Raw genomic sequence first — 24,470 nt, forward strand, 5'->3', positions numbered from 1 at the left:
CAGAAGGATGTCGAAGAGTATCGCTCCTGGATGCTGACCTGCTGGCGCAAAGAGCGCGCCGTGGGTGAGCAATGGTAACATTACCTCCGGACACCATCTTGAAGAGAGGTTAAACATAGTACTTTGCAGGCGTTTCTCTGATTACAGCAGATCTGAACACATAGCAGCCGAATCGAGACAGACAGTAAACCTTACAACTTTCGGCGCCAACCATCCTCAACTTCCAATTTCACCTTGTGTCACACACCCCAAACAATGAATAATATGGTATCGTTATAGCCATACATTTCTTGCCTGCGATTAAGTCCGGATAACACGCGCCTCAACCGGAGAAATGCAATGCTCACTTCATCCGCTTTCATCGAGCAGACATACCGACGGATCGCGCGCGCAATTGCGTCCTGGACACTCACCCTCGACACAATCGTCTTAGTTAGCTCACTGGTTGTATTTCTCCTCACGGCCAGCCCCTTTGCTAGAGACATTGCCGGTATTGCGCTCGCCTCCGCCACCGGCTGCGCGTTGACCCTCTGGTTCATGGCGCGCAATTATCCATTATGGCAGGCCACCATACCGTTCGCGCTTTCGATCATCGTCTGCGAACTCCTGGTTGCATTCTGGTTCCCCGAATTGCGCCTGGCTGTCGCCCCCTTTCTCGCCGTCGTGATCTTGCTGGCAGGGTTACAGCAGGATCGTCGGTTTACCATCGGCGCAATGATCCTGTGCATCGTCGTCATTATCGGGATCGTTGGCCTGATACCAACGGCGGAAGAGTCTGCCATTCCGCAAACAATGCTCACCTTTCTGCGCACAACCAGCATTGCCGCGTTAATCATTGCTATTTGGGCTTTTCTTGACCGCATTCTGCGCGCGCAGATGCAGGCGTTGCAGCTCGCCGACGAGCGCGCTATCGAAGCCGAGACGGCGCGCCAGGCGACTGAAATGGCTCGACGCGAACTCGAACAGCGCGCCACCGAACAACAGCGTCTGCTAGAAGTGATTTCGGCGCTCGAACTGCCGGTGTTGAAACTTGACGATCAGGTCTTGCTCGCGCCGCTAGTCGGCAATCTTGACAGCCGGCGCACCGAACAACTGCGCCACCGCATTCTTGAAATGGTCGCCACCCAGCGAGCGCATACCGTCATCATTGACATTACCGGTGTTGCCGTCATCGATACTGCTGTCGCCAAAGGCCTGATCGACACTGCCGCCGCTATCCGCCTGCTCGGCGCGCGCACCATCGTGACCGGCATTCGACCGGGAGTAGCGCAGACGCTCGTTCATCTCAACGCCGGTTTGGGCAACCTCATAACTGCCCCCAATCCTGAAATGGCCATGAGGCTGGCACACCAATCGATATAAGTACCACCCAACTGCTTAAGACTGCCATCTGCGACCTTCGGCATCACCTGGGGCAGAATTCGGATAAAGCCGTTACGCTGCACAACGTTGCGACTCCGGCCCATCCCAATCAGGAGAGGAGACCCATGCAAAATCTCATCGCTCAACTGACCGCTGTTTCCTCACCCGATCCTGATCGCCAACGTCGCGGACGAAACCTCATTATCGTGTCATCGGGGGTCATATTGATCCTGATTGTCGTCGGTGGTACGCTTACCGCGCTGCAACCAACGATCGGGCGTTTGATCAATCTTGGGTTGGCGATCTTCGTTTTTGGCATGGCTGCCGTCCTTGGTCGTATCGGATGGGTTGGAACCGGCGGATCGATCCTGCTGGCAGCCATCATGCTGGGGTCGCTCAGCGGTTTCATCCTCAACCCCACCTCGCCCTTCAATGCCTTCTACACTGTTCTAGGATTGCTCCTCGCCAGTCTGCTCTTAAAACCCTGGCAAATCTGGATTGTGCTTGGCGTGTATTTGATTGGGGTAATCGTGGTGTATATCCTCCTCCCACCCGCAACACGCGAGCAACTCCAACTCAATCTCGCTTTTGCTCATCTCACAACGCTGCTCATCGTGAGCGCGCTGCTCTCGTTCATCGGCGCGCAAAGCCTGAATGCGGCGCTGAACAAAGCGCATCAGGCGCAACAACAAGCCGAAGCATCGTATCAGCAATTGCTTGATGTCAACGCCTCGCTTGAAACCCGGATTGCCGAACGCACTGCCGAACTGCAACGGCTGCTTGGCGAATATCAGGCTACCGCTGCTCGCCTTTCTGCTGCTTTAGAAGAACAGCAACAACTGCACCGCACAATCTCCGAACTCGACATTCCGATCATCCCGATTGGGCCAGGCCGCCTGGTCATGCCTCTGGTTGGAACGCTCGATCAAGAGCGCGCCCAGCGCCTGTTGTCGAGAAGTTTGCAGGCTATCGAGCAATACCAGGCGCACGCGTTGATCATCGATGTAACCGGGGTAGCCTTCATCGATCAACCGGCAGCCGCAGATCTCATCAAGGTGTCACAGGCTGTTCGGCTGATGGGAGCAACCCTAACGCTATCCGGAATTCGACCTGAAGTCGCGCAAACCCTGGTGAGCATTTCCAGAGACGTGGCAACGATCCGTGCAATCGAGAGCTGGTATCAGCAATGAATGGTCACAACCAGAATGATACGCGATGGCCGACAATCTCTTTCGGGTTTGTATCAGGTTGGGTTGTTATCAAGCATCATCTACAGCCAATACAGCTTGACTAATCTGCACACCAGTGGTAAACTTGAGAGCCGTGCCGGGGTAGCTCAGTGGTAGAGCAAACGGCTCATAATCGTTAGGTCGCGGGTTCGAATCCCGCCTCCGGCACCAATCGCTGGTGAGTGTAGCTCACCAGCTTTGTTGTTGATAGTGACATGCGATCCACAGCTTGCTCACACGAGTTTTTACAGATCATTGCCGGTTAACCGTACCTCAACCTCAATTTACTGCTTTTCTCGTCACCCATTCTGATCGCCATCAAATTATGATAGGATAGCAGCGAAAAATATCGATGCTATTGTCCAGACCGCTACGTATCATCGATTTGGGTCGCGTCGTTCATCCGTTCCTCGCTCACCGGCAGTTATGCTCAACCATCTGCGCCAGTTCTTGCTTGCCGAAGGATGCGGTCAGGCGACTGACCGTTTACTGGTTGCCGTGTCAGGCGGCAGTGACTCACTGGCCTTGATGCATCTACTCTACACGCTCTGGCGCGAAGGGGGTCCTACCCCTGTTGTCGCTCATCTCGATCACGGGCTGCGTGGCGCCGAGTCGGCAGCCGATGCAGCGTTTGTGGCCGAAACAGCTACAGCATGGGGACTACGCGCTGTCATCGAACAGGCCCATTTGCCGCCAGACACAACGCCAGCCGCAGCCCGCGCGGCGCGCTATGCCTTCCTTGCCACCGCAGCGATTGCTGAACAGGCCGCTGGCGTGCTCGTGGCCCATCAGGCTGACGATCAGGCTGAAACCGTCCTGATGCACATATTGCGCGGCGCCGGCCCGGCTGGTTTGCGCGGCATGCGGGCGCGGGTGGAATGGAACGAATGGGCAGCGCCGATGATCGCTGCCGGACAAGTGCCACAATATGGCCCACCGCTGCTGCGCCCGCTCCTGGGTGTAAGTCGATCTGAGCTAGTCGCCTACTGCGCGGCTCACGGCCTGCAACCGCGCCATGATCCAACCAATCAAAATGTGCGTTACGTCCGCGCCCGGATTCGTCATCAGATCTTGCCCCAACTCGCGACCGAAAATCCTCAAATCGTTGCTGCACTTGGTCGCATGGCGCGCATCTGCGCCGAAGACTACGATTTCATTCAGCAGACTCTGACCAATCACTGGCGCCAGTTGCTCGTCGAACAACGACGCGGCTTCATCGCATTTGATCGTCCGGCGCTGCGCGCCTTGCATCCCGTCTTGCGTCGCTATGCCCTGCGTCGCGCCATCGCCGAACTTGGCGCCGATGAACCTGGTCTGACCCAGATTGATGCTGCCATGCAATTGATCGACGGCCCATCAGGCCGGAGCTTGCAATTGACGCCGCAAATCACGCTCATCTGCGATCAACGCGCAATCAGCCTGCGCCGACCTGATGCTGCTCCGCCATTTGCCCCCCAGATCACCACCCCTGTTGTCCTTCCCCTTACCGGAACAGTTCAACTGGCCAATGGCTGGCGCTGCGTTGCGCAAACGCATCCGCCTGACAATCCTGATCGCTGGTGGCTACCGCTCGCCCAAGCGCCGGATCAGCCGTTAACCCTGCGTCCGCGCCGTCCCGGCGACCGGATGCGTCCCGCTGGCGCTCCTGGCAGTCGTCGCGTGCAAGATATCTTTGTTGATATGCATGTGCCGCGGGCCTTGCGCGACGGCTGGCCACTGCTGGTGACCGCTGATGATCAGATTATCTGGCTGGCTGGCTTGCGCGTCGCCGCCAGCATTGTCATGCCCAACCCAAATCAGGCTACAATGTGGATTGGAATGGTTGCTCCCACCGTATCTGAACAGGAGTAAGTATGCGTCAGGATATTGACTACATCTTAATCGGCGAAGAACAGATTAAACAGCGCATCGCCGAACTGGCTGCGGCCATCACCGCCGACTACCGCTCACTCGGTGATCTCTTGCTGGTTGGCGTCTTAAAAGGCTGCGCCATGTTCATGGTTGACCTCGCGCGCGCCATCGATCTGCCGCTGGCTATCGATTTTATCGCCGTCGCCAGCTACGGCGCCAGTACCGAGTCGTCCGGCGTCGTCCGCCTGCTCAAAGACCTTGACACCGACATTTCCCATCGTCATGTGCTAATCGTCGAAGACATCATCGACAGCGGTCTCACTCTCGCATACCTGCGCGCTCAATTGCTGCGCCGCAATCCCGCCAGTCTGCGCATCTGCACACTGCTCAACAAACCCGAACGCCGCACTGCTGATGTGCCGGTCGATTACATCGGCTTCAACATCCCCAATGCTTTTGTGGTTGGCTATGGCCTCGATTACGCGGAACGCTACCGCAACCTGCCCTTCATCGGCGTCTTGCGACCAGATGTTTATCAATCGCCCTCTATGTAATCCAGATCACATTCTGACTGTGATCTGTTCCCTTGCTTCGGTGGATCGGCTGATGCTATAATTCCAATGTCGATGACATCCGTAATGGATTCAGTCGCTGTCATCGTTTGCGATTCCTCATTAGTTGGGGCACAGACCTCATTTTATCTACTAACCCGGCTGCCCGGGTTTCGATGTCGAGGCTACCCCTCTAGAAAGATGATCTATGGGCGATAACCGTTGGTTGAAGAATAGCTTTGTCTATCTCATCATTCTGGTCGCCGCGCTGGCTCTCTTCTTCCAATATTTAGGGCCAGGCGCCAGCCAGACTGAAGAGAAAGGCATTGCCGATGTGATTGCCGACGCTCAGGCCGGTCTGGTGCGCGAGATCCAGGCTCAGGCTGGCGATGAGCAAATTATTGTGACGTACAACGATGGTAAGAAGTACCGCTCGCGCCTTGAGTCGGCTGACAGCGTGATGCGGTTGCTGGCAGATTATGGCGTGCCGTTGCGTAACGATCAAGGGCAACGCACAATTAACGTTATTGTGCAGCCAGCTCCAGCCTGGGGAGGTTTGCTCAGCATCTTTACCATTCTCTTGCCCACCCTCCTGCTGATCGGTTTCTTTGTCTTCTTTATGCGCCAGGCGCAAGGCAGCAATAATCAGGCGATGTCGTTTGGCAAGAGCCGGGCACGCATGTTTGCCGGCGACAAGCCGACGATCACCTTCGCCGATGTCGCCGGTCAGGAAGAAGCCAAGCAGGATCTGGCCGAGATTGTCGAATTTCTCAAGTTTCCCGATAAGTTTGCCGCGCTCGGCGCGCGCATTCCGCGCGGCGTGTTGATGGTTGGCCCGCCCGGTACCGGTAAGACGTTGCTCTCGCGCGCTGTGGCTGGCGAGGCCGGGGTACCATTCTTTAGTATCTCTGGCTCTGAGTTCGTCGAAATGTTTGTTGGCGTTGGCGCTTCCCGCGTGCGCGATCTGTTCGATCAGGCTAAGCGCAATGCGCCCTGTATCGTCTTTATCGATGAAATTGACGCTGTCGGTCGTCAGCGTGGCGCCGGTCTCGGCGGCTCGCACGACGAGCGAGAGCAGACTCTCAACCAGATTCTGGTTGAAATGGACGGGTTCGATACCAATACCAATGTGATTGTCATCGCAGCGACCAACCGGCCTGATGTGCTCGACCCGGCGCTGGTGCGGCCCGGTCGCTTCGACCGCCAGGTAGTGCTCGATGCGCCCGATGTCCGTGGCCGAATCGAGATTCTGAAGGTTCACGTTAAGGGTAAGCCGCTGGCCGAAGATGTCAATCTGGAAGTGATTGCTCGCCAGACTCCCGGTTTCTCCGGCGCAGACCTGATGAACGTGGTGAATGAAGCCGCGATCCTGGCTGCGCGTCGCTCGAAGCGCAAGATCAGTATGTCTGAGTTTCAAGATGCGGTCGAGCGCGTGGCTATCGGCGGCCCCGAACGCCGCTCGCGGGTGATGACTGATCGCCAGAAACTGGTAGTGGCCTATCACGAGGCCGGTCACGCCATTGTCGGCGCGGCAATTCCAAAAGCCGACAAGGTGCAGAAGGTGACGATCATTCCACGTGGTCAGGCCGGTGGTTATACCCTCTTCCTGCCCGATGAGGATAGCCTGAGCTTGCGCACAGTCTCGCAGTTTAAAGCTCGCCTGGCCGTCTCGTTGGGTGGCCGGGTCGCCGAAGAGATTGTCTTTGGCAACGAAGAGGTCACTACTGGCGCCTCTGGCGACCTGGTGCAGGTCACCCGAATCGCGCGCGCGATGGTGACGCGCTACGGTATGAGTCAGCGCCTCGGCCCAATTGTCTTCGGTGAGAAGGAGGAGTTAATCTTCCTGGGCCGCGAGATTAGCGAACAGCGTAACTATGGCGATGAAGTTGCCCGCCAGATCGATGAAGAGGTGCATGCCATCGTCACCGAAGCTTACGAGACTGCGCAGCAGATCCTGCTCCAGAATCGAGCGGTGCTTGATGATATGGCTAATGCCTTGATCGAGTATGAGACGCTTGATGGGGAACAGCTCGAAGAGTTGATCCGCCGGGTGAAGCCGCTGGCTCTCGATCTGAGCAAGAGTGGTAGCTCAACACCGAATGGCAGTGAGCGCCCAGCGCAACCCGATGCGTCGCAGATGGGTTTGAGCGGTCCTAACCCGCTACCGGCGTAACGATTTCTCGTAACCGCAGCGCAGAAACCCGCGCTTCAAGCGCGGGTTTCCGTTTTGCCTCTCGCGCTGCTGCAATCCGCCCCAGCTTATCTATCTGCGCGAACAGCGCCCCTAACTTTTTTCACACAACAAAGATGTGTCACATCGCCAGGATTATACCCCGACCGGTTGCCTGTCAGCCCGCTTCGGTCAAATACCAGCGCCCTTCGACCCGAATCACCGGCAGACCGCTCGCTTCACGCCCGATTAGCTCCAATAATCCACTACTTCGCTCGAGCAGAACCTCTCCATTCGCATCACGCCAGCGCACCGTGATAACTGCGTTGACAACCTCGACCAGCGCTGTCAAATCATCAGACCGCACTACGCCCGCGCGATCGTAAGTGATCACCACTTCAGCCCGCTGACCGCGCGCCGGTCGCGTATTGGCTCCGGCAAAGCCATCGAGCAGTTCACGCATTGCCAGGCGCTGATCGGCCCGCTCGCCGGGCGCAAAATAACTGGCCAATCGGTTTGCCCACACCTGCCGCGCCACTGCCACATTAAGTTCTGGATCGGCGAGCGCTGTATTGAGATCTTCGAGAAAACTCTCAACTACAGCTTCCGGAGTCACGCCACCCAAGCCGACATCTTCTTCCAACGCCGCTGCGCCGCAACCGGTGAGCAGGAATATACCCAACCACCAGCCAATCATGCTCAGGTATATGTACGCGCTCCACCTGCCTGTTCTATCGCTTGCTGAACACAGTGCGTATATCCGCATCATAACGCTCACCGAGTCGCTTCCTCACGAAAACTGCGCGGCGGCGGCGGCAGTTCCACTCGTAAAATGTCGCTACCACTGGCAATGTAGAGCACCGGTCGAGCGCCGGTGGTATCCACGCTCAGCGCAGTCAACTGGTCTAAGCTGATACCACTCTCTGCGCGCGCGCGAAGCTGCTGGATCAACGCGCCAGTGCGTTTGTCAAGCTGCAAAATTCGCTCATTGGCCGGTTCAAGCATAAAGATAAAGCCCGAGTCGGGCGGACCGGTAATCACAAACCGGGTCACTTCAGCAATCGGAGGTGAGACATCGGTGGATGTTATTTGTCCGACCAGTTGACCAAAACTGAATACCAGTACCGTTCCATTTGGCTGCAACAGGTAGATGCTCCCATCGACAGCCATATCAACTGCCGACAATACCGCCGCATCGCGGGTAACGCCAGGATTGAGCCAGAACTCTGGCGTATCACCATAACGGCCAGAGGCAAACTTGAGAACTTCGCCTGTCTGCGCGCCCCACACGTAAAGATTGCCGGCATACTCTTCGACATCCAGCCGTTCCGGCGTTGGCCAGATTTCCGAACTCCCCAGCTTTGAATAGCTCCAGGAGCCGTTTTGGCGAAAGTAGTAACCAAAACCATTTTCCGCTTGATCGATGGCGACAACCTGATCGATTCGCCAGAGCGCAGCTCGCAGTGAACCGACAATCGTCGCGCCAACCGTCAGCCCTGGCTCAAGGTATGGTTCCGGCGCGCCGCCTTCGCGCGGAATCCGGTAAAGACGCGCCGCTTCGCGATCGCTATCCAGCGCATAGATATAGCGCAACGCTTCCAGTCGCTCAGCATCGGTCACACCACTGAGCATTGGCGGCACAATGACGCTCGCAAAGAGACCATTGGGTACCGGATGACTGGCCAGCACCACCGGCTCAAGAAAGGAAACTCGATCAACCGCCGCCAGCAATCGCTCATACTCGCGTTCGAGTTCCCCAAAGCGCAACCACAAGCCAGGGTTGGTCGTGGTGATCTCAGAACTGGCACGGGCCGCCTCAATCGCTTGTTGAGCAATCTCTAGCGCCTCGCGCGCCGCCGCTTCATCAGGCGCAGCGCGCACTGTTGCCACCCGCGCTTCGGCAGCAATCAGGTATTCGGTCGCCAGTTGCTCTTCATTGCGTTGCGACAGATTCAAGCCATATAACACCGCTCCGGTAACAACCAGAACGGTAAACAGCAGTAACTGCCACGGAAACGGGGGTGCTGTCCGGCGGTAGGTTAGCCCGCGACCACGCGGTGTATAACTGCTTACTGTGAGCGCTCTGCGGCGTAATTGAGCATCACGCCGCCACTCTCGCCACCGGTCAATCATTGCCAGCCACGGCCAGGCCAGCCATTCATACCATCTGATTTCGTCCGGTGGGCGCAGAGGTTGGCGCAACCCATACGGCTGAGCGCCGATGATGACATCACCGAGATCGATCGGCGGCGGCGGTTCTTCCCCAATCGTGCTTGATGGTGGCAAAGGCACAGACTGTTGGGATACCCGCTCGGCCAGCGACTCGCCAAGATCGAGCGGCGCCAGACGAGGTGGCGGGTCAGGCGTTAACGCTGGTTGTGACGGTAGCGTAAAGATCAGATCAGGCGCCGGTTCAGGGCGTCGCGGCGGTGGCGCCGGTTCAGGGCGTCGCCAGAGAAATGAGCGTCGCGCCGGCGGTAGTGCCGGTACGTCTGCTGGACGCTGCTCAGGCGTCTGGACTGTCAGCGCCAATAGCTCGACTGCCGGCAGTCCTGCCGCCCGTTCACTGGCTCCGTCCAGGATCGTTTCCACTTCAGCTCGCGTCAGCAGATCGGCCATAGTTGCCGGATCGAACCTTGTGACCAACCCGCTGCTGCTCATCAACAGAGCATCACCCGGCTGTAACACGGCGCGGAAGAATTCAGGCTCGACGAACAGACTCGCTCCCAAAGCGCCCGTCAGAGCCACATGCGCGGCATTCATCTGCGCTGGATCCCAGGCCGGATGCGAGGGAATGACTCGTAGCTTACCACCAACACGCAAAAACAGTTGCGCCGGCTGAACTTGCGCAACAAAGAGATCGTTACCAAGCAATGCCACTGCTGTCACGCCAACGGTCAGGCGGCGCTCCGGCGCGCAGCGCATATTGTACTGATACAACGCTTTATTAGCGGCAACTATCGCCAACCGCAACGACGAAGCGGCGCTGGTGGCATTACTTTCGTAGAACGTTTGCCGGATCGTTCTGGTGACAATGCGACAGGCGTGCTCGGCGCGATCAGGCAGCCCGACCGGCTCGCACAACACGAACAAATGTCCGCGGGTAATGGCGGCAGGCTGATGCGACGCCAGCGTCACCGCTAGCGTCCGCGCGCTCGCTTGTAAAGCTGTTCCGGCCACCACCACACGCTGGCCGGACTTAATCGCTAACTGTTGCATACCACAGCGATTATATCAAATTTGGCGCGCGCCATGGCATGCAGGACAAGCATCACGATCTCACCTGGCTGGTTATTATCCGGAAAGGCTTCTCCCTATAATCAGCCGATACCAACCTGCATGATGCTCGGTTCAGGCGCCACTCACAATCGCGGCGCAACCTTTTTCGTCGCAACCGATCGATCAAGCGCATACCTGATCCCATCTTGCAGCGTTGCTTTCGTTATCATATCGCGCAGTTCAGCGCCGATATGCACCATAGTCTGCGCAATCTCCGGGCTGATCCCGGTCAAGACAACCTGCGCGCCTAACATGCGCAATGCCTGCGCGGCGCGGATCAAAGCGCCGGCCACTTGCGTGTCAACCACTTTGACGCCGGTAATGTCGACAATAGCCACCTGAGCATTGTATTCGGCCACACCGTAGAGCAGTGTCTCCATAATCTGTTGGGCCCGATTGCTATCGATTGCGCCAATCAGCGGCATCACGACCACGCCATCGGCAATCGGCAACAGCGGCGTGCTTAACTCGCGCAGCGCGGCCTGCTGCGCCTGAATAATCTGCTCTTTCATCGCTTCCCGCTCGCGCTCAGCCCGCCGCTGCCCGGTAACGTTGCGCGTGAGAACGAGAATGTCACTGTTACTTAACGTCATGCGCGCTTCGTACTCTTCGATCTGGTCATTGATTGGAAGCTGGTAAGTGAATGTTTGCATTATACCGGTGCGCAGCAGCGCCTCAATGTGACTCATCACCTGATCGGCAATCGGCAGTGGCATCACTTCGGTAACGCGCCGGCCCAGAAACGCTTCCGGCGGCAATAGCAATGTCCCGGTCGGATCGGTCTTGTAATCGAGAAATGTGCCGTCGGCGCTGAGCACAAACATCAGATCGGGGATGGCGTTGATCAGATCGCGATTGCGTTGCTCGCTACGCCGCAGCGTCTCCGCGGCTTCAATTCGTTCACTGATGTCAAGAGTGGTCAGACCAAAACCGATCGGATTTCCCTGCCGGTCGCGCAGAACGATTGCCGCGGACTGCGCCGTCATCAGGGCACCGTCATGACGCGCGTAACGAATGGTCTGCAATTCCTGGCGATGGTTGCTCGGAAGCAGTTCTACAATCGCCTGGAATGTTTCCCGGTCAGGTGGATGCACCAGCTCTAGCGCCGACATACCAACCAGCGATGGATACCCCAGCATCGTGTGCAGAGCCAGATTCGCATAGGTAATTGTGAGTTGTAGGTCAGTTATCGCTATACCGTCTGGGGCGAGTTCTATCAGGGACTTGAAGGTGACCAATTCCTCTGTCGCGCGATGCAATTCACTGACATCCTGGACGATAGCGGTGGCGCGGGCGAGACTGCCGGTGTCATCGTAATGCGGGGTTAGCGTCCACAGAGTATACAACACTGTGCCATCACGATGCTTGATCCGGTATTCAATCGCGGTGCCTGGTTGGCGCGATTGTATCCATTCGGCGAGCAGGCGCTGCGCCGACGGGCGATCATCAGGGTGAAGAAACTCGAGCAGCGGCATCCCCAAGCATTCCGCCGGTTCGTAGCCAAAATAGCGCTGCGCTGCTGGATTGAGGTAGGCCACCCTGCCTTGAGCATCTATTTCAGCGATCAATTGATCGGCGCCCTCGACGATAGTGAAAAACCGGTTCAGGCGCGCAACTTGCGCGCGCAATTGTTCATTTTCGGCAATGAGAACAGCGGGATCTTGCACTGGCATACACACACTCCTGCTAAGGTATCCTCTTAAGACAAGCGCTGGCAGCAAAACATTATGTCCATCAACGGGGAAGAAGTGTACCGGCAAACAGAGCAGGCAACCGCAAACCATTATAGCACGCGCTCTTGCGCGTCTCTGTAGTCAACACATTGACGGCAATCACGCTCACCCGTACAATGCAATCAGTATAACTGTTGGGTCACAACGAAACGAGCAACACCTATGTTTGAGAGCCTTTCTGATCGTTTACAGGCTGTCTTCCAGAAATTGGGCAGCAAAGGCCGCCTGACTGAAGAAGATGTGCGCGAAGCGATGAAGCAGGTGCGCCTGGCCTTGCTTGAAGCTGATGTCAACTTCCGCGTTGTCAAAGATTTTGTCGCAAAGGTGACCGAGCAGGCTATCGGCGAAGAGGTCACCAAAAGCCTGACTCCACACCAGCAGGTCATCAAGATCGTACATCAAGAGCTGATCAATCTGCTTGGCACTGAAAACGTCCCCCTACAAGAGGCGCGTCCCGGCCCGACGGTGATCATGCTTGTCGGTCTACAAGGCACCGGCAAGACAACGCTCGCCGCCAAACTTGCGCTCCACCTGCGCAAGAAGGGGAAACGGGTACTGCTGGTCGCCGCCGACATTTATCGTCCGGCAGCCATTACCCAGTTGCAAGCGCTCGGTCGCCAGCTTAACATTCCCGTCTACAGTGAAGGGACGCAGGTTAGCCCGCCTGACATCGCCGAACACGCGCTCGACCATGCGCGCAAAGAGCTGTTCAATGTCGTCATCATCGACACCGCTGGTCGCCTGCAAATCGACGAACAGCTTATGCAAGAGCTGGAGCAGATCGAAGCCCGCGTTCACCCCACCGAACGGTTGCTGGTCGTTGATGCCATGACCGGTCAGGAAGCGGTGCGGGTCGCAGAGACCTTCAACCAGCGCGTGAAGCTGACCGGTTTGGTGATGACCAAGATGGATGGCGATGCGCGTGGTGGCGCTGCGCTCTCGGTGCGGGCCGTGACCGGTGTGCCGATCAAGTTTCTCTCAACTGGCGAAAAAGTTGATGGCAATACGCTCGAAGTCTTCCACCCCGACCGGCTCGCCTCGCGCATCCTGGGCATGGGCGATGTGCTGTCGCTGATCGAACGCGCCGAACAGCTCTACGATGCTGAACAGGCCAAAAAGATGCAGAAGCGGTTGAGCAAAGGCGAGTTCGATTTTGAAGACTTCCTCAATGCGCTGCACCAGATGCGGAAACTGGGGCCACTCCAGCAGATTATCGCGATGATTCCCGGTCTGAATCAGCTTGCCCGCAATGAAGAGTTGCTCGATGAGCGCCAGGTCAAACGGGTTGAGGCCATCATCTTTTCGATGACGCCGGAAGAGCGACGCCGACCCGAAATTATCAAAGGCAGCCGCCGCGAGCGGATTGCCCGCGGCAGCGGCACGTCAGTGCAAGAGGTAAGCCAGCTTGTCAAACAGTTCCAGCAGATGCAGCGGATGATGAAACAGCTCGCCGGTAAAGGCGGTAAGGGTCGCGGTGGCATCGATCCCAACGAGCTGCTCCGCCGTCTCCGGTGAGAAAGAGTCTGCTCCTGCGCGTCATCCGCCGCTTCGGTTGACTGTGCCAGCACTACCAGCCGTTCCCGCTTGAGCGGATGGCTTTTGCCTTGCATCGATGTACGCCAGATGTCGCCGTCCCCTCTCAGGTCGTCGGTTGATGAGGCGCAATACTTCGTTGTCACGCTGCCGGATTGCTGGCCAGATTGCCCATCGCGTTCAATACCGGGCCAGATAATAGTGCGCTGTTAGCGGACGTTCAGAACAGTTCGCCAGACCGCAGAGGATTCCCGCGCAACGATTGCAATGTCGGCGCCAATTTATGCTATACTATGTGGCTAGTGTGTGATATTGGCCTGAGTGTGAGGAATAACACGATCTATGGTTAAAATTCGTCTGCGCCGCACTGGCAAGACCAAACAGCCCAGCTATCGCATTGTCGTTGCCGACTCGCGCTCGCCGCGCGACGGTAAGTTTATCGAAACGATTGGCTACTATCTGCCCACGCGCCAGCCCAAAGTGCTGGAGGTAAAGGCTGATCGCGCCCGTTACTGGCTCGGCGTCGGCGCGCAGCCAACCGAGGTGGTAGTGAAGCTATTCCAGCGCGTCAATATTCTTGATGAGCAGGGCAAGGTGATTGCCGAAGCCTGATCACCGATAACAGGAGAGAGCTGCCTATGAAAGCGCTCCTCGAATACATTGCCCGCAATCTGGTTGATACACCTGAAGCCGTGCGCATTAAAGAGCGCTCCGGTCGCTTTACCATTACCTATCAGTTGAGTGTCGCTCCATCCGAAACCGGCAAAGTGATCGGGCGCAATGGTCGCGTCGCGAAGGCCATTCGCGACTTGATGGGGGTCGCGGCGGCGCGCCAGAAGAAGCGGGTTCACGTCGATATTGAATAATTCTTTACGTTCAGGCAACCGGTCGGCAAATTGGGCCGGCTGGTTGCTTTGTCATGTTCAACAATATGGATGATCTTCTCTATATTGGCGTTCTCGGCGCGCCCTTCGGTGTGCGCGGTCAGATTAAGCTCCACTCGATTTCGAGCCATCCCGAACACCTGATCCGCCATTTGCGCGCGGTCTTCATCGGCCCTAAGCGCATTCCACATCAGGTGACACGTCTTTTCATGCACAAACCGGGATTGCTCATCATTCAATTGCAAAGCATCACCGACCGTGACGCTGCTGCCGATCTGCGTGGCGCTGAGGTCTACATCGCCGCAACCGATGCCGCGCCACTGGCGGCTGATGAGTTTTTTTATCACGATTTGATCGGATTGACCGCCGTTACCGATACTGGCGATGCGATTGGCGAGGTGCGCGACATCCTCGAAACTGGCGCCGGAGAGATTGCCGTGATCGCGCGGCAGGGTCGCGCCGAGGCGCTGGTGCCGATGGTGCGTGATTTTATCGTGGCGATTGATCTGGTTGAACGGCGTCTGGTGATTCGCCCTATTGCCGGCTTGCTCGATTGAGCTATTGCGCTATCGGCCATACCACGCGAAATGTCGTGCCCTGATCGGGCAACGAACGCACCAGTAATTCGCCGCCATGAAAATCAACAATACTGTAGCAAATCGATAGCCCTATCCCTAACCCGTCAAACCGGCTGGAGTAGAAGGGTTCAAAGATCTTCGGTATCTCTTCCTGTGAGATGCCGACCCCCGTATCGCTAATCTCAAACACGACTGCCGGCTCTATGAGCGACTGGCGGGCCATGCCGCCGACCCGCCAGAAGAGCGCGCGATCCGGCTCGCCTTCCGCGGGCCGAAGATAGGTGCGCATGCGCAACATACCGCCACGCGGCATGGCTTCGATTGCATTCTGCACCATTGTCTGACAAACCTGCCTGAGGTGACTGCTCACCGCTTTCACCCACGGCAACGTCGCGGTAAGCTCAGTAACATATTGTATCCCTCGCGAAACCATCAGCGCATGATTGGCGGCAATGATTTCCATAATGATCTGATTCATATCGACCGGTCGTCGGCCATCAAGGTTTGGACGCGAGAGATCCAGGATGCGCTGCACGCGCTGAATCAGCCCATCAAGTTCGGCTGCCGCTTTCGACAAATACAGGTCACGGCGTTCGGGCGGCAAATCGTGGTCACGCAACAAGCGCACCGTATTCGAGAGAGCCTGAAGCGGATTGTTAATCTCGTGCGCCATCGAGGCTGACAGGCGACCAATCGCAGCCAGCTTCTCGGCCTGGGCCAGTTCACGCGCCATGCGCTGACGTTCGCTAATATCGCGCGCAATCACCAGAAAAAGCTGCTGTTCGCCATCAGGCACCACACTCACGCTCACTGCCACTGCGGTCTCATGGCCGGAGGCCGCGCAAAGTACAGTTTCAATCTCGCGCTGCTCGCCGCGTCCATGAACGGCTATTTCCACCAATTGCGGCAACGCGGGCAAAAGCTGCTGCGGCGGCAATGTCAACAACTCTTCGCTACTGTAGCCAGACAGGCACGCCAGCGCCAGGTTGGCATCGAGCACAGTAGCACCATGCGCATCGAGCAACAACACCGCATCGCTGGCATGGCGCAGCAAAGCCCGATACCGCGCTTCGGAACGGGAAACTTCGCCATACAGACGCGCGTTTTCGAGCGCCACTGCCGCCTGACCCGCCAACAACTGCAACAGCTCCTGGTCGGCTACGGTGAAGGCGGCGCGCGGTGTTGCTTTTGCCGCATTGAGCACACCGAGAATCCGATCACCAGCCATTATCGGCACAGACAGCGCCGTCGTCAATTCCGGTGCCAATAGATAGCGCCGCAATCCGGCAAATTCGGGTAATTCGATGGTCTGAGCGTCGATCAACAATGGTTGGCGATGCCGGATAACCCATCCTGACAGACTCTGCGCGACCGGCACCAGCGAGCCAATACTGGCCACTTCGGGCAGTCCGGTACAGGCGACAATCCGCAATGCCTGTTCATCAGGCTCAAGCAACATCAAGGAAGCGCGTTCGGCGCGCACCTCAACCCGGGCAGTCTCGATAATCAAAGCGTAAAGTCGTGACAGATCCAGCTCAGAGAGCAGGTGCTGGCTGATCTGCAACACCGGCCGTAGCGCCGCCACGCGGTCACTCACCCGCACTGCCTGCCGTTTTGCAACCAGTTCTCGGGCAGTATCGGCCAACTCCTGCGCGCGGAACGGCTTCGTCAACAGGCCTCGCGCGCCCAATCGCATCGCGAAAGCAAGCTGCTCAACTGACGCCATTCCACTGACAATCAGGATCGGCACACTGATGTCTCGTGAACGAATCTGCTCGAGGAGTTGAAGACCGTTAGTGCCGGGCATGGCCAGATCGAGCAGCACCAGATCAAAAGAGACCTGATCAAGCGCCTCAAGGGCCACTGCCGCGCTGGGAGCAGTAGTGACAACGAAACCAGCCCGCGCCAGTGTCTGCCGACACAGATCGCGCAACTGCGGATCATCATCTACTACTAATACCCGACCTGCCCAACTGCTCATAATGTTCACGCGCGGCCCTCGTTGATCACGAGGCAGCATAGCGACGGGCGAGTTCGGCCCATACTGCTTCAGGCGCAACTCCCTGCTGTTCGAGAAGCACCAGACTGTGATACATCAGGTCAGCCAGTTCGTAGACAATTTCGGCTGGATTCCCATTCTTAGCCGCGATGATCACTTCAGCCGCTTCTTCGCCAATCTTCTTGCCAATCCGATCGACTCCGCCATGCAGCAGCTTTGCCGTGTACGACTCGGTCGGAGCAGCGTCGCGGCGGGCGTGAATCCGATCGGCCAGGCGCGCCAGAACTGCAACCGGCGGCGCCTTCCCGGACACTTCCGCATCATCAAGATCGCGAAAAAAACAACTTGGCCGGCCCGTGTGACACGTCGGACCGGCTGGTTCTGCCAGTATCAGCAGCGCATCGCCATCACAATCCTGCCGGATTTCGACAACCCGCAGTGTATGACCACTCGTTTCGCCTTTGCGCCACAACCGCTGGCGCGAACGACTGTAGAAGGTAACAAAACCACTTTCGCGCGTCGCGGCTAATGCGGCCTCATTCATATAGCCTAGCATCAACACTTCACCGCTGCGCGCATGTTGCACTATTGCCGGTAGTAATTCATCATTACGCATGGAAACTACCACTTTGCTACAAACCCCTGCCAGGAAACAGGATACAGCACGATGCTGGTCGCACAACAATCGAGAGTAAAGCGAGAGTAAAGCGATAGCCAATCGGTTACCGGCACCGCGCGCCGGTTTTTCAAGGAAACCTGGTCGTAGTGCCGCATTCCCGCGCCATGATGCCTTGCCGATGCCACCTCAGTGGCGGAAATGGCGACGTCCTGTGAACACCATCGCCGCGCCGGCAGCGTCAGCCGCCGCAATCACCTCTTCGTCACGCACTGAACCGCCGGGTTGAATGATAGCCGTAGCGCCGGCGGCAATCGCTGCCTCAACCCCATCGGCAAAGGGAAAGAGCGCATCACTGGCCACGATGCTACCCCGCAGACTAAGGCCAGCCTGTTGCGCCTTCCACACTGCCAGCCGCGAACTGTCAACCCGACTCATCTGCCCGGCGCCGATCCCAAGCGTGCGGTCAGGAGCAGCGTAGACAATGGCGTTCGACTTAACATGCTTGACCACCCGCCAGCCAAAGCGCAACGCTGCCATCTCTACATCGGTCGGCGCGCGCCGGGTCACAACACGCCACTCCTCACGAGCCAGCGGAGCATGATCCGGTTCCTGCACCAGCACACCACCAGGCACGCTCCGAATCTGCCAGTTAGCGGCGGAGGTCACCGGTCGCAAATTGCGCAGCAAGCGCCGATTCTTTTTGCGCTGCAGCAATTCAAGCGCATCAGGCATAAAATCGGGTGCGATCACAATTTCCGAAAAGATCTCATTGACCGCCTCGGCGAAAGCGAGATCCACCGGGCGATTCACCGCAATAATTCCCCCAAACGGCGCATCGCGGTCGGTGGCGAAAGCGGCTTCCCAGGCGCTGCGTAGATCGGGGCCAATCGCCACGCCGCACGGATTGGTATGCTTGATAATTGCCACTGCTGCGCCTTCTGTTGCCGGAAACTCCTCGATCAATTCCTGGGCGGCAGCAGTATCGAGGATATTGTTGTAGCTTAGCTCTTTGCCGTGTAACTGCTGAAAGAAGGAGCCAAAATCGCCGTAGAGCGCGGCGGCCTGATGCGGATTTTCGCCATAGCGCAGCGATTGATATTTCCGCCAGGATAGCGGCAACACTTCGGGCAGTGGTTCGGCGCGCAGATAGGCGGCAATCGTCGCATCATACTCAGCGGTATGCGCAAATGCTTTCGCAGCCAGTCGTTGCCGTTCAGCCAGGGAAACATCACCGGCGCGCAGGCCGGCCAGCACCTGTTCGTAATCAGCCGGATCAACCACTGCCAGCACTGCCGGGAAATTCTTGGCCGCAGCGCGCAATAAAGCCACGCCGCCGATGTCAATCTGCTCTTGCGCCTCGGTCATCGTCACCCCAGGACGGGCAATCGTGGCCGCGAACGGGTAGAGATTCACCACGACCACATCAATTGGTTGCAGACCGTGCGCCGCCAGTTCAGCCAGATGAGCTGGCCGATCACGGCGAGCCAGCAGGCCGGCGTGAATAGCCGGATGCAGTGTCTTGACCCGCCCATCAAGAATCTCAGGAAAGCCGGTCACTTCGCTCACAGCCAGAGCCGGGATGCCTGCCTCGCGCAAGACCTGTTGGGTCTGGCCGGTGGAGATAATTTCAAACCCAAGTTCGTGCAACGCTTGCGCAAATGTTACAATGCCCGACTTATCGTAGACGCTTATTAATGCGCGCACGACACACTCCTCGCTACACAACAGCGGACACCAGAATCAAAAACCTGCCCGAAGCGACGGGCAGGGTCGCGCAGCGCCATTGTACCACAGATCAGACCAGTAATTCGCGGGCGCGCTCACGAAGCTGCGCAGCCGCCTGGCTTGCCCGATCGGCCCCGATCAAACGCCGCGCTTCTGCTTCGAAGGCATCTGCAGCAGCCAGCATCTGCGCTGCTGAAGCGCGTGAAGGGTCAACCACACCGGCGATCCGGTAGGCTTCTTGCAACAACAGATTGGCGCCGGCGCCGAGGTAACCGGCGGCAATCTGTTCAAACTCAGGAGCCAGCGATTCACCTGCCGCTGCTTCACGCCGCTCGATCAAACCGCTCTGCATCAATTTGGCAATAATCTCGCAGGTGCGAACCTCACCAAGGCCGCTTCGCTGCGCAATCTGGCCAACCGTATGCTTGCCGTTGATCATCGTCAACACGCGCCACTCTTCGGCGCCAAGGCTGATTTCAACCGTGCCTGATGACGGATTCGGCACCAGGCGCGGCACCATTGCCAGGGTAGGGGTCGTTTCTTGCTGCTGCGTCCAGGTCTCCTGGCGATGCACCCCTTCCATAATAATAGATTCGTTGCTGGCCGTAATCGTCACCTGAGGTGAAGTAACTCCCTCGTGGAAACGGAAGGGGCCACTGGTGACGGTAAAGAAGGCATACACTGCCTCAAGCGGGTCAAGACCGGGCAACTTCGCATCGACAATCTTGCCATCGCGAAAGAAGATCCAGCCGACCAGTTTTTGCGTGCCACGTCGGCCTTCGATTTCGACACCGCCGGTCTTCTTACTCAGTTGCAACAACTGGATGATGTCAGTGAGCGGAAACTCGCTCAGATCGCCTGCCAGCGCCATAGTTGCGCCTCACCTCGCTCGTACCGGCTGCACAGGTGCGCCGCACACAGTTACAACTTGCTGATCACCACCCGGCTGATCGCGCGCAACGTCTCAAATACCCCCACGCCTTTGGTTGCGATTGCCTCAATCCGTGGCCAATTCATCTTGTTGACACCCAGAAAATGATCCATCATCGCCACCGGCGCCAACACATCGGGCGGTAAATCACGCTTATTGTATTGCAACACGATTGGAAAATCTGCGAACCGTTTGTTTTGACGGGTAATATTTTGGGCCAATTCACGCAAACTGTTGATATTTTCTTGCATTTTACCCTTATGGGAATCGGCCACAAACACTACGCCATCGGCGCCATTCAGCACTGCCACGCGAGTGCGCTCATAGAGCACTTGTCCCGGCACTGTGTAGAGGTGAAAGCGGGTCTGAAACCCACGTACCTTGCCGAGATCAAGCGGCAAAAAGTCGAAGAAGAGCGTTCGTTCGGTTTCCGTGGCAATCGAAAGCAGATCACCCTTTACTTCTTTTGGTACCTGGCTGTGGATATATTGCAAGTTTGTCGTCTTGCCACACATACCAGGGCCGTAATAAACGATCTTGCAGTGTATTTCACGCGCAGCGACATTGATCAGAGCCATAGATTCTCTCGCGTAGCCGGTCGAACGACAGCGCCGACACGGCCAAAATCGGCTAGGCAGGAGCGCGGCTAATCGCGGAACAGCAGATCTATTGTATCTTCCATCGAGGTGCGGAAGGCAGAGCCGAGCACTTCATCACGCGCCTTGTGCTGCTGACGCACCCGCTCAAGCACTGCGGCCAGTTCATCGGTCGCCTTCTTGGTCAACACTTTCACCAGGCCGATATGCGTGCCTTTGTTGAAAATAATGCACAAAATCCACTGTTCTTCGATCAGGGCGATAAAGATGTTTTCGCGCACACCCTGCTGGAACGAGGCCCGAAAATCACGTTCGCGCAAGAGTTTTGCCACCTCGCGCGATGAGGCAAAGACTCCAGCAATCAATGCACCCAGCGCGGTAATGTCTTGTCGATCGCCATCACCCTTAGAAGAGATTACCTGACCACTCTTGTCGAGCAGCAAGGCGTAATCGCTACCGGTGTCTTCCACCAGACGGGCAAGACATTCCTCGATCTGAGCAATCTCTTCTGAGGGTACGATGATACTGGTCAACTGAGGATCCATCGCAGCCTACCTTCACGTTTGAGAGTGGCGAGAGTCGATGCGTCGCTTTCCAAAATTATAGCACACCCCTTGTCAGATTGCGCTCAGCGCATCAATCATCTCGTCACGATGTTTGGCAGCGAGAAACCGGAGCAAGCCAAGATCATCGCGCGAGTTGGTCAACAGCAAGAGCATAGCATCGTCACTGATCGGTTCGATGATAACCAGGCCGTCATCATATTCCAGTACCGCCTGCACTGTGCTCCCTTTAGCGATTTCGCGCCCCAACGCATCGGCCATGGCCAACCCGTTGGAAGCCACGGCGCCCACGGCATCAATATCTACGCCTGGTCGCGCGACACTCTCGATTAACAGGCCATCAGTCGCCACAACGGCGGCAGCTTCCACACTTTCGATCGCGCGAAATCGGGTGAGAAGCTCTTTCAACCCACTGCTCATGCTGCCTCGCTCTCGCGCTGGGATACATCCCTGCACACATCGCTACCTATTATACACTGTCGTGGAACCATACTGTTTCCACGCTCACCCTTCATTCAGCGAGCCGGTGCGCTCGCGATCTTTGGGCGGTCGGCCCGCGCGGATGTTACGCAGTGAGTCAATGGTCGCTGCCAGCGCCCGGTCAGCCCAGCCGTATACTGTCGGGCGGCTTTTGCGTAATTCATCGGCGATCTGAGTGACATTCGCCCGATAGCCGGGATCAAAGGTGGCGAGATTGATCCGGGCAGCAGCCACGATCTGCTGGATCTCTTCGGGAGTTAAATTGTGTTCGCGAATCAGCTTTTGCGCGCGCTTGCCACTCAGATCTAATTTCATGCCGATCTCCTCTTGTCTGACGATAACGCCAGCTCCACTTCTTCGCTATCCGCGCGAACGCATGTCAGCAAAATTGGCTTGCTGATGCTACCGGCTACGACCATAGCTATGGCGCGCTGCTATCATTCATTGCGTTTTGTTCTCCGTTTACGGAGACGTCAGTTCTGGTTAAGAGGGGTTGATGGTAATTTTTTATTATCATACCATGGTCAAGCAGGATTGTCGAGTCACTGTGTAAATAGTAACGACACGGTGTCATGATCGGTTTAACAGCGGCTTTCTCTCCTATGGCATGAAATTAAGCAGTCACACGCGATGCGCAATTAACAAGCTCGATAAACCCGTGGTAACCCTTGACAACGGATCTTGCCGCATTATCGAACGGTGTAAAAGTTTACACTACTGGCAATTCGAAATCTTCACCTGTTCTATGGTACAATAGCGCGACATGAACGATCTTCGCTTACGCCAACGCGAATACCTGTTGCAGATTAGTCGCGCTCTGACTGCCCAGCTCGATTTGGGGAGCGTGCTCAATCTGGTTATTGCCTACGCCGTTGAGCTGCTGGCCGGCACGCTTGGTTTTATCGCGCTGTTTGACGAAGAAGATGGCCTTCTGCGCATCCGCGCCTCGGCCCATCTGCCCCGTGAAAGCTGGCCAGCCTTTACGCCGCTCCTCAGCATCCCCATCGCCGACCTGAGCCGTCACGGGCCGCAGGCGTTGCGCGAGATTTCGCTCGATACCGGCATCCCCTTGCGCCAGATGATCGCGCTGCCCTTGACAGTGCGCGATACGCCGCTGGGCGTGATTTACGTCTTTCGCGCCGCGCTGAATGTCGCCTTTTCTGCCGATGATCGCCAGATATTGCAGGATTTCGCCGACCAGGCCGCAATCGCTGTCGGCAATGCCCGGCTCTTCCAGAGTGTGTTGCGGGAAAAACAACATCTCAATGCGCTGATCGAACAGTCTGCCGACGGCGTCATGATCATCGATGGGCGCTGGCGCATCACAACGTTCAACCACACAATGGAACAACTGACCGGCTGGTCACGCGAGGAGGCGATCGGTCGTCCCTGCGCCGAAGTGCTTGGCATTCGCAACTCCCAGGGCGTAAATATCTGCCTCAACGACTGTCCGTTGCAGCGCCATCCCGAGCTAACCAATCCAGTGGTCGAGGGTTGGATTACGACCCGCGATGGTCGTGAGCTATTTATTCAGAATCGCTACGCGCCTCAACGCGGTAGTCATGGCTATTTGTTGAGCGCCATCGCCAATGTGCGCGATATTACCGCCCAAAAGATTGAAGAAGAGCGACAAAATACGTTCATTTCGGTCATTTCCCACGAGCTGCGCACACCGGTGAGCATCATCAAGGGGTTTGCCGAGACAATGCTCCGCCCTGATGCACAGTTCTCCATCGAACAGTATCGCGACGCATTCCAGGTGATTGGCGAAGAGGCCGACCGACTTGCGCGCCAGATTCAAGATCTGCTCGATGTCTCGCGCATTGCCGCCGGTGGGTTGCGGCTCGAACGTAGCGATGTCTCGCTGCGCTTGCTGGTCGAAGAGGTGGTGCGCCGCTTTGCCGCCCAGGTTGACGGCCGGATCGAGTTCGAGATCCGGGTGCCCGATGACCTTCCCCCCGTCTATGCCGATTATGAGCGACTTCGCCAGGTCTTTACCAATCTGATCGAAAATGCTGTCAAGTACAGCCCCAACGGAGGCACGATCCGGATCGGCGCTCGCGCCGAAGGCGAGCTGGCCATTGTGTACGTCGCCGATCAGGGTATCGGTATCCCTCCCGAAGAGCAAGAGCTGATCTTTGAGCGGTTTTACCGCGTTGATACCCGCCTGCGCCGCGATCAACCCGGCAGTGGACTCGGGTTGTTTATTACGCGCGCGATTGTCGAAGCGCACGGCGGACGAATTTGGGTTGAGAGCCAGGTTGGACGCGGTTCACGCTTTATCTTCACCCTGCCCCTCAGCCGCCGGCAGTTGCCGGGTGAGTGATACGGGTTTCTTGATGATCGACGAGCTGATACAGGCGAGCGGAACAGGATGATTTCGTTAG

Annotated in this window: 21 protein-coding genes and 1 tRNA gene; 11 read left to right on the forward strand and 11 right to left on the reverse strand. The window is 57.1% G+C overall.

Annotated features, from left to right (window positions below):
* Positions 1-339: 339 nt before the first annotated feature.
* The 6 genes from Q0650_RS07770 to ftsH all read left to right on the forward strand — a co-directional run bounded on the left by Q0650_RS07770 (position 340) and on the right by ftsH (position 7,166).
* Positions 340-1,362 carry an STAS domain-containing protein gene (locus Q0650_RS07770; protein WP_298817583.1) on the forward strand — a complete coding sequence of 341 codons (1,023 nt, stop codon included), beginning with the start codon at positions 340-342 and terminating at the stop codon, positions 1,360-1,362.
* Between the two features lie 125 nt (positions 1,363-1,487).
* Positions 1,488-2,552, forward strand: a complete 1,065-nt coding sequence (locus Q0650_RS07775) for an STAS domain-containing protein (protein WP_298817585.1) — start codon at positions 1,488-1,490, stop codon at positions 2,550-2,552.
* 135 nt (positions 2,553-2,687) lie between these two features.
* Positions 2,688-2,762, forward strand: a tRNA-Met gene (locus Q0650_RS07780).
* 255 nt (positions 2,763-3,017) lie between these two features.
* Positions 3,018-4,442 carry a tRNA lysidine(34) synthetase TilS gene (tilS, locus tag Q0650_RS07785; RefSeq protein ID WP_298817587.1) on the forward strand — a complete coding sequence of 475 codons (1,425 nt, stop codon included), beginning with the start codon at positions 3,018-3,020 and terminating at the stop codon, positions 4,440-4,442.
* A gap of 2 nt (positions 4,443-4,444) precedes the next feature.
* Positions 4,445-4,996, forward strand: coding sequence for a hypoxanthine phosphoribosyltransferase (hpt, locus tag Q0650_RS07790; protein ID WP_298817589.1), 552 nt, complete (start codon positions 4,445-4,447; stop codon positions 4,994-4,996).
* 205 nt (positions 4,997-5,201) lie between these two features.
* Positions 5,202-7,166 carry an ATP-dependent zinc metalloprotease FtsH gene (gene ftsH / locus Q0650_RS07795; RefSeq protein ID WP_298817591.1) on the forward strand — a complete coding sequence of 655 codons (1,965 nt, stop codon included), beginning with the start codon at positions 5,202-5,204 and terminating at the stop codon, positions 7,164-7,166.
* 175 nt (positions 7,167-7,341) lie between these two features.
* On the opposite strand, the gene Q0650_RS07800 is transcribed toward ftsH, so the two are convergent.
* The 3 genes from Q0650_RS07800 to Q0650_RS07810 all read right to left on the reverse strand — a co-directional run bounded on the left by Q0650_RS07800 (position 7,342) and on the right by Q0650_RS07810 (position 12,115).
* Positions 7,342-7,860: a hypothetical protein gene (locus Q0650_RS07800; RefSeq protein WP_298817593.1), complete on the reverse strand. Its 519-nt coding sequence runs from the start codon at positions 7,858-7,860 to the stop codon at positions 7,342-7,344.
* A 77-nt stretch (positions 7,861-7,937) separates the two neighbouring features.
* Complete coding sequence (locus Q0650_RS07805; RefSeq protein WP_298817595.1) at positions 7,938-10,382, reverse strand: hypothetical protein; 2,445 nt, start codon at positions 10,380-10,382, stop codon at positions 7,938-7,940.
* A 143-nt stretch (positions 10,383-10,525) separates the two neighbouring features.
* On the reverse strand, positions 10,526-12,115 hold the full coding sequence (locus tag Q0650_RS07810; RefSeq protein ID WP_298817597.1) for a PAS domain S-box protein: 1,590 nt from the start codon (positions 12,113-12,115) through the stop codon (positions 10,526-10,528).
* Between the two features lie 222 nt (positions 12,116-12,337).
* Between Q0650_RS07810 and ffh the strand changes: the two genes are divergently transcribed.
* The 4 genes from ffh (at position 12,338) to rimM (ending at position 15,149) form a co-directional block, all read left to right on the forward strand.
* Positions 12,338-13,690 carry a signal recognition particle protein gene (gene ffh, locus Q0650_RS07815; RefSeq protein WP_298817598.1) on the forward strand — a complete coding sequence of 451 codons (1,353 nt, stop codon included), beginning with the start codon at positions 12,338-12,340 and terminating at the stop codon, positions 13,688-13,690.
* Between the two features lie 360 nt (positions 13,691-14,050).
* Positions 14,051-14,320 (forward strand): 30S ribosomal protein S16, encoded by a 270-nt coding sequence (rpsP, locus tag Q0650_RS07820; protein WP_298817600.1) that lies wholly within the window; start codon positions 14,051-14,053, stop codon positions 14,318-14,320.
* Between the two features lie 26 nt (positions 14,321-14,346).
* Entirely contained in the window at positions 14,347-14,574 is a 228-nt protein-coding gene (locus Q0650_RS07825) for a KH domain-containing protein (protein WP_298817602.1), read from the forward strand.
* Between the two features lie 65 nt (positions 14,575-14,639).
* The gene (gene rimM, locus Q0650_RS07830) at positions 14,640-15,149 is read left to right on the forward strand and encodes a ribosome maturation factor RimM (protein WP_298817604.1); all 510 of its coding nucleotides are present in this window, start codon (positions 14,640-14,642) and stop codon (positions 15,147-15,149) included.
* A gap of 1 nt (position 15,150) precedes the next feature.
* On the opposite strand, the gene Q0650_RS07835 is transcribed toward rimM, so the two are convergent.
* The 8 genes from Q0650_RS07835 to Q0650_RS07870 form a co-directional block, all read right to left on the reverse strand.
* Positions 15,151-17,151, reverse strand: coding sequence for a response regulator (locus Q0650_RS07835; protein WP_298817813.1), 2,001 nt, complete (start codon positions 17,149-17,151; stop codon positions 15,151-15,153).
* A 25-nt stretch (positions 17,152-17,176) separates the two neighbouring features.
* Positions 17,177-17,785, reverse strand: a complete 609-nt coding sequence (gene hisIE, locus Q0650_RS07840; RefSeq protein ID WP_298817606.1) for a bifunctional phosphoribosyl-AMP cyclohydrolase/phosphoribosyl-ATP diphosphatase HisIE — start codon at positions 17,783-17,785, stop codon at positions 17,177-17,179.
* Between the two features lie 189 nt (positions 17,786-17,974).
* Entirely contained in the window at positions 17,975-19,492 is a 1,518-nt protein-coding gene (purH, locus tag Q0650_RS07845; protein WP_298817608.1) for a bifunctional phosphoribosylaminoimidazolecarboxamide formyltransferase/IMP cyclohydrolase, read from the reverse strand.
* Positions 19,493-19,583: 91 nt separating this feature from the next.
* On the reverse strand, positions 19,584-20,384 hold the full coding sequence (locus Q0650_RS07850; RefSeq protein ID WP_298817610.1) for a DUF4388 domain-containing protein: 801 nt from the start codon (positions 20,382-20,384) through the stop codon (positions 19,584-19,586).
* A 50-nt stretch (positions 20,385-20,434) separates the two neighbouring features.
* Positions 20,435-21,022, reverse strand: a complete 588-nt coding sequence (locus tag Q0650_RS07855; protein ID WP_066782374.1) for an ATP/GTP-binding protein — start codon at positions 21,020-21,022, stop codon at positions 20,435-20,437.
* A 68-nt stretch (positions 21,023-21,090) separates the two neighbouring features.
* The gene (locus Q0650_RS07860; protein ID WP_015941405.1) at positions 21,091-21,585 is read right to left on the reverse strand and encodes a roadblock/LC7 domain-containing protein; all 495 of its coding nucleotides are present in this window, start codon (positions 21,583-21,585) and stop codon (positions 21,091-21,093) included.
* 72 nt (positions 21,586-21,657) lie between these two features.
* A complete protein-coding gene (locus tag Q0650_RS07865) occupies positions 21,658-22,023 on the reverse strand; it encodes a roadblock/LC7 domain-containing protein (protein ID WP_298817613.1) in 366 nt (121 codons plus the stop codon).
* A gap of 84 nt (positions 22,024-22,107) precedes the next feature.
* Positions 22,108-22,398 carry a helix-turn-helix domain-containing protein gene (locus tag Q0650_RS07870; RefSeq protein ID WP_298817615.1) on the reverse strand — a complete coding sequence of 97 codons (291 nt, stop codon included), beginning with the start codon at positions 22,396-22,398 and terminating at the stop codon, positions 22,108-22,110.
* Between the two features lie 448 nt (positions 22,399-22,846).
* Here Q0650_RS07870 and Q0650_RS07875 point away from each other — a divergent pair, with 448 nt between their 5' ends.
* Entirely contained in the window at positions 22,847-24,409 is a 1,563-nt protein-coding gene (locus tag Q0650_RS07875) for an ATP-binding protein (protein WP_298817616.1), read from the forward strand.
* Positions 24,410-24,470 lie beyond the last annotated feature (61 nt).

Origin of the sequence: uncultured Chloroflexus sp. (genome assembly GCF_937129525.1) — a bacterium.
GTDB lineage: Bacteria > Chloroflexota > Chloroflexia > Chloroflexales > Chloroflexaceae > Chloroflexus.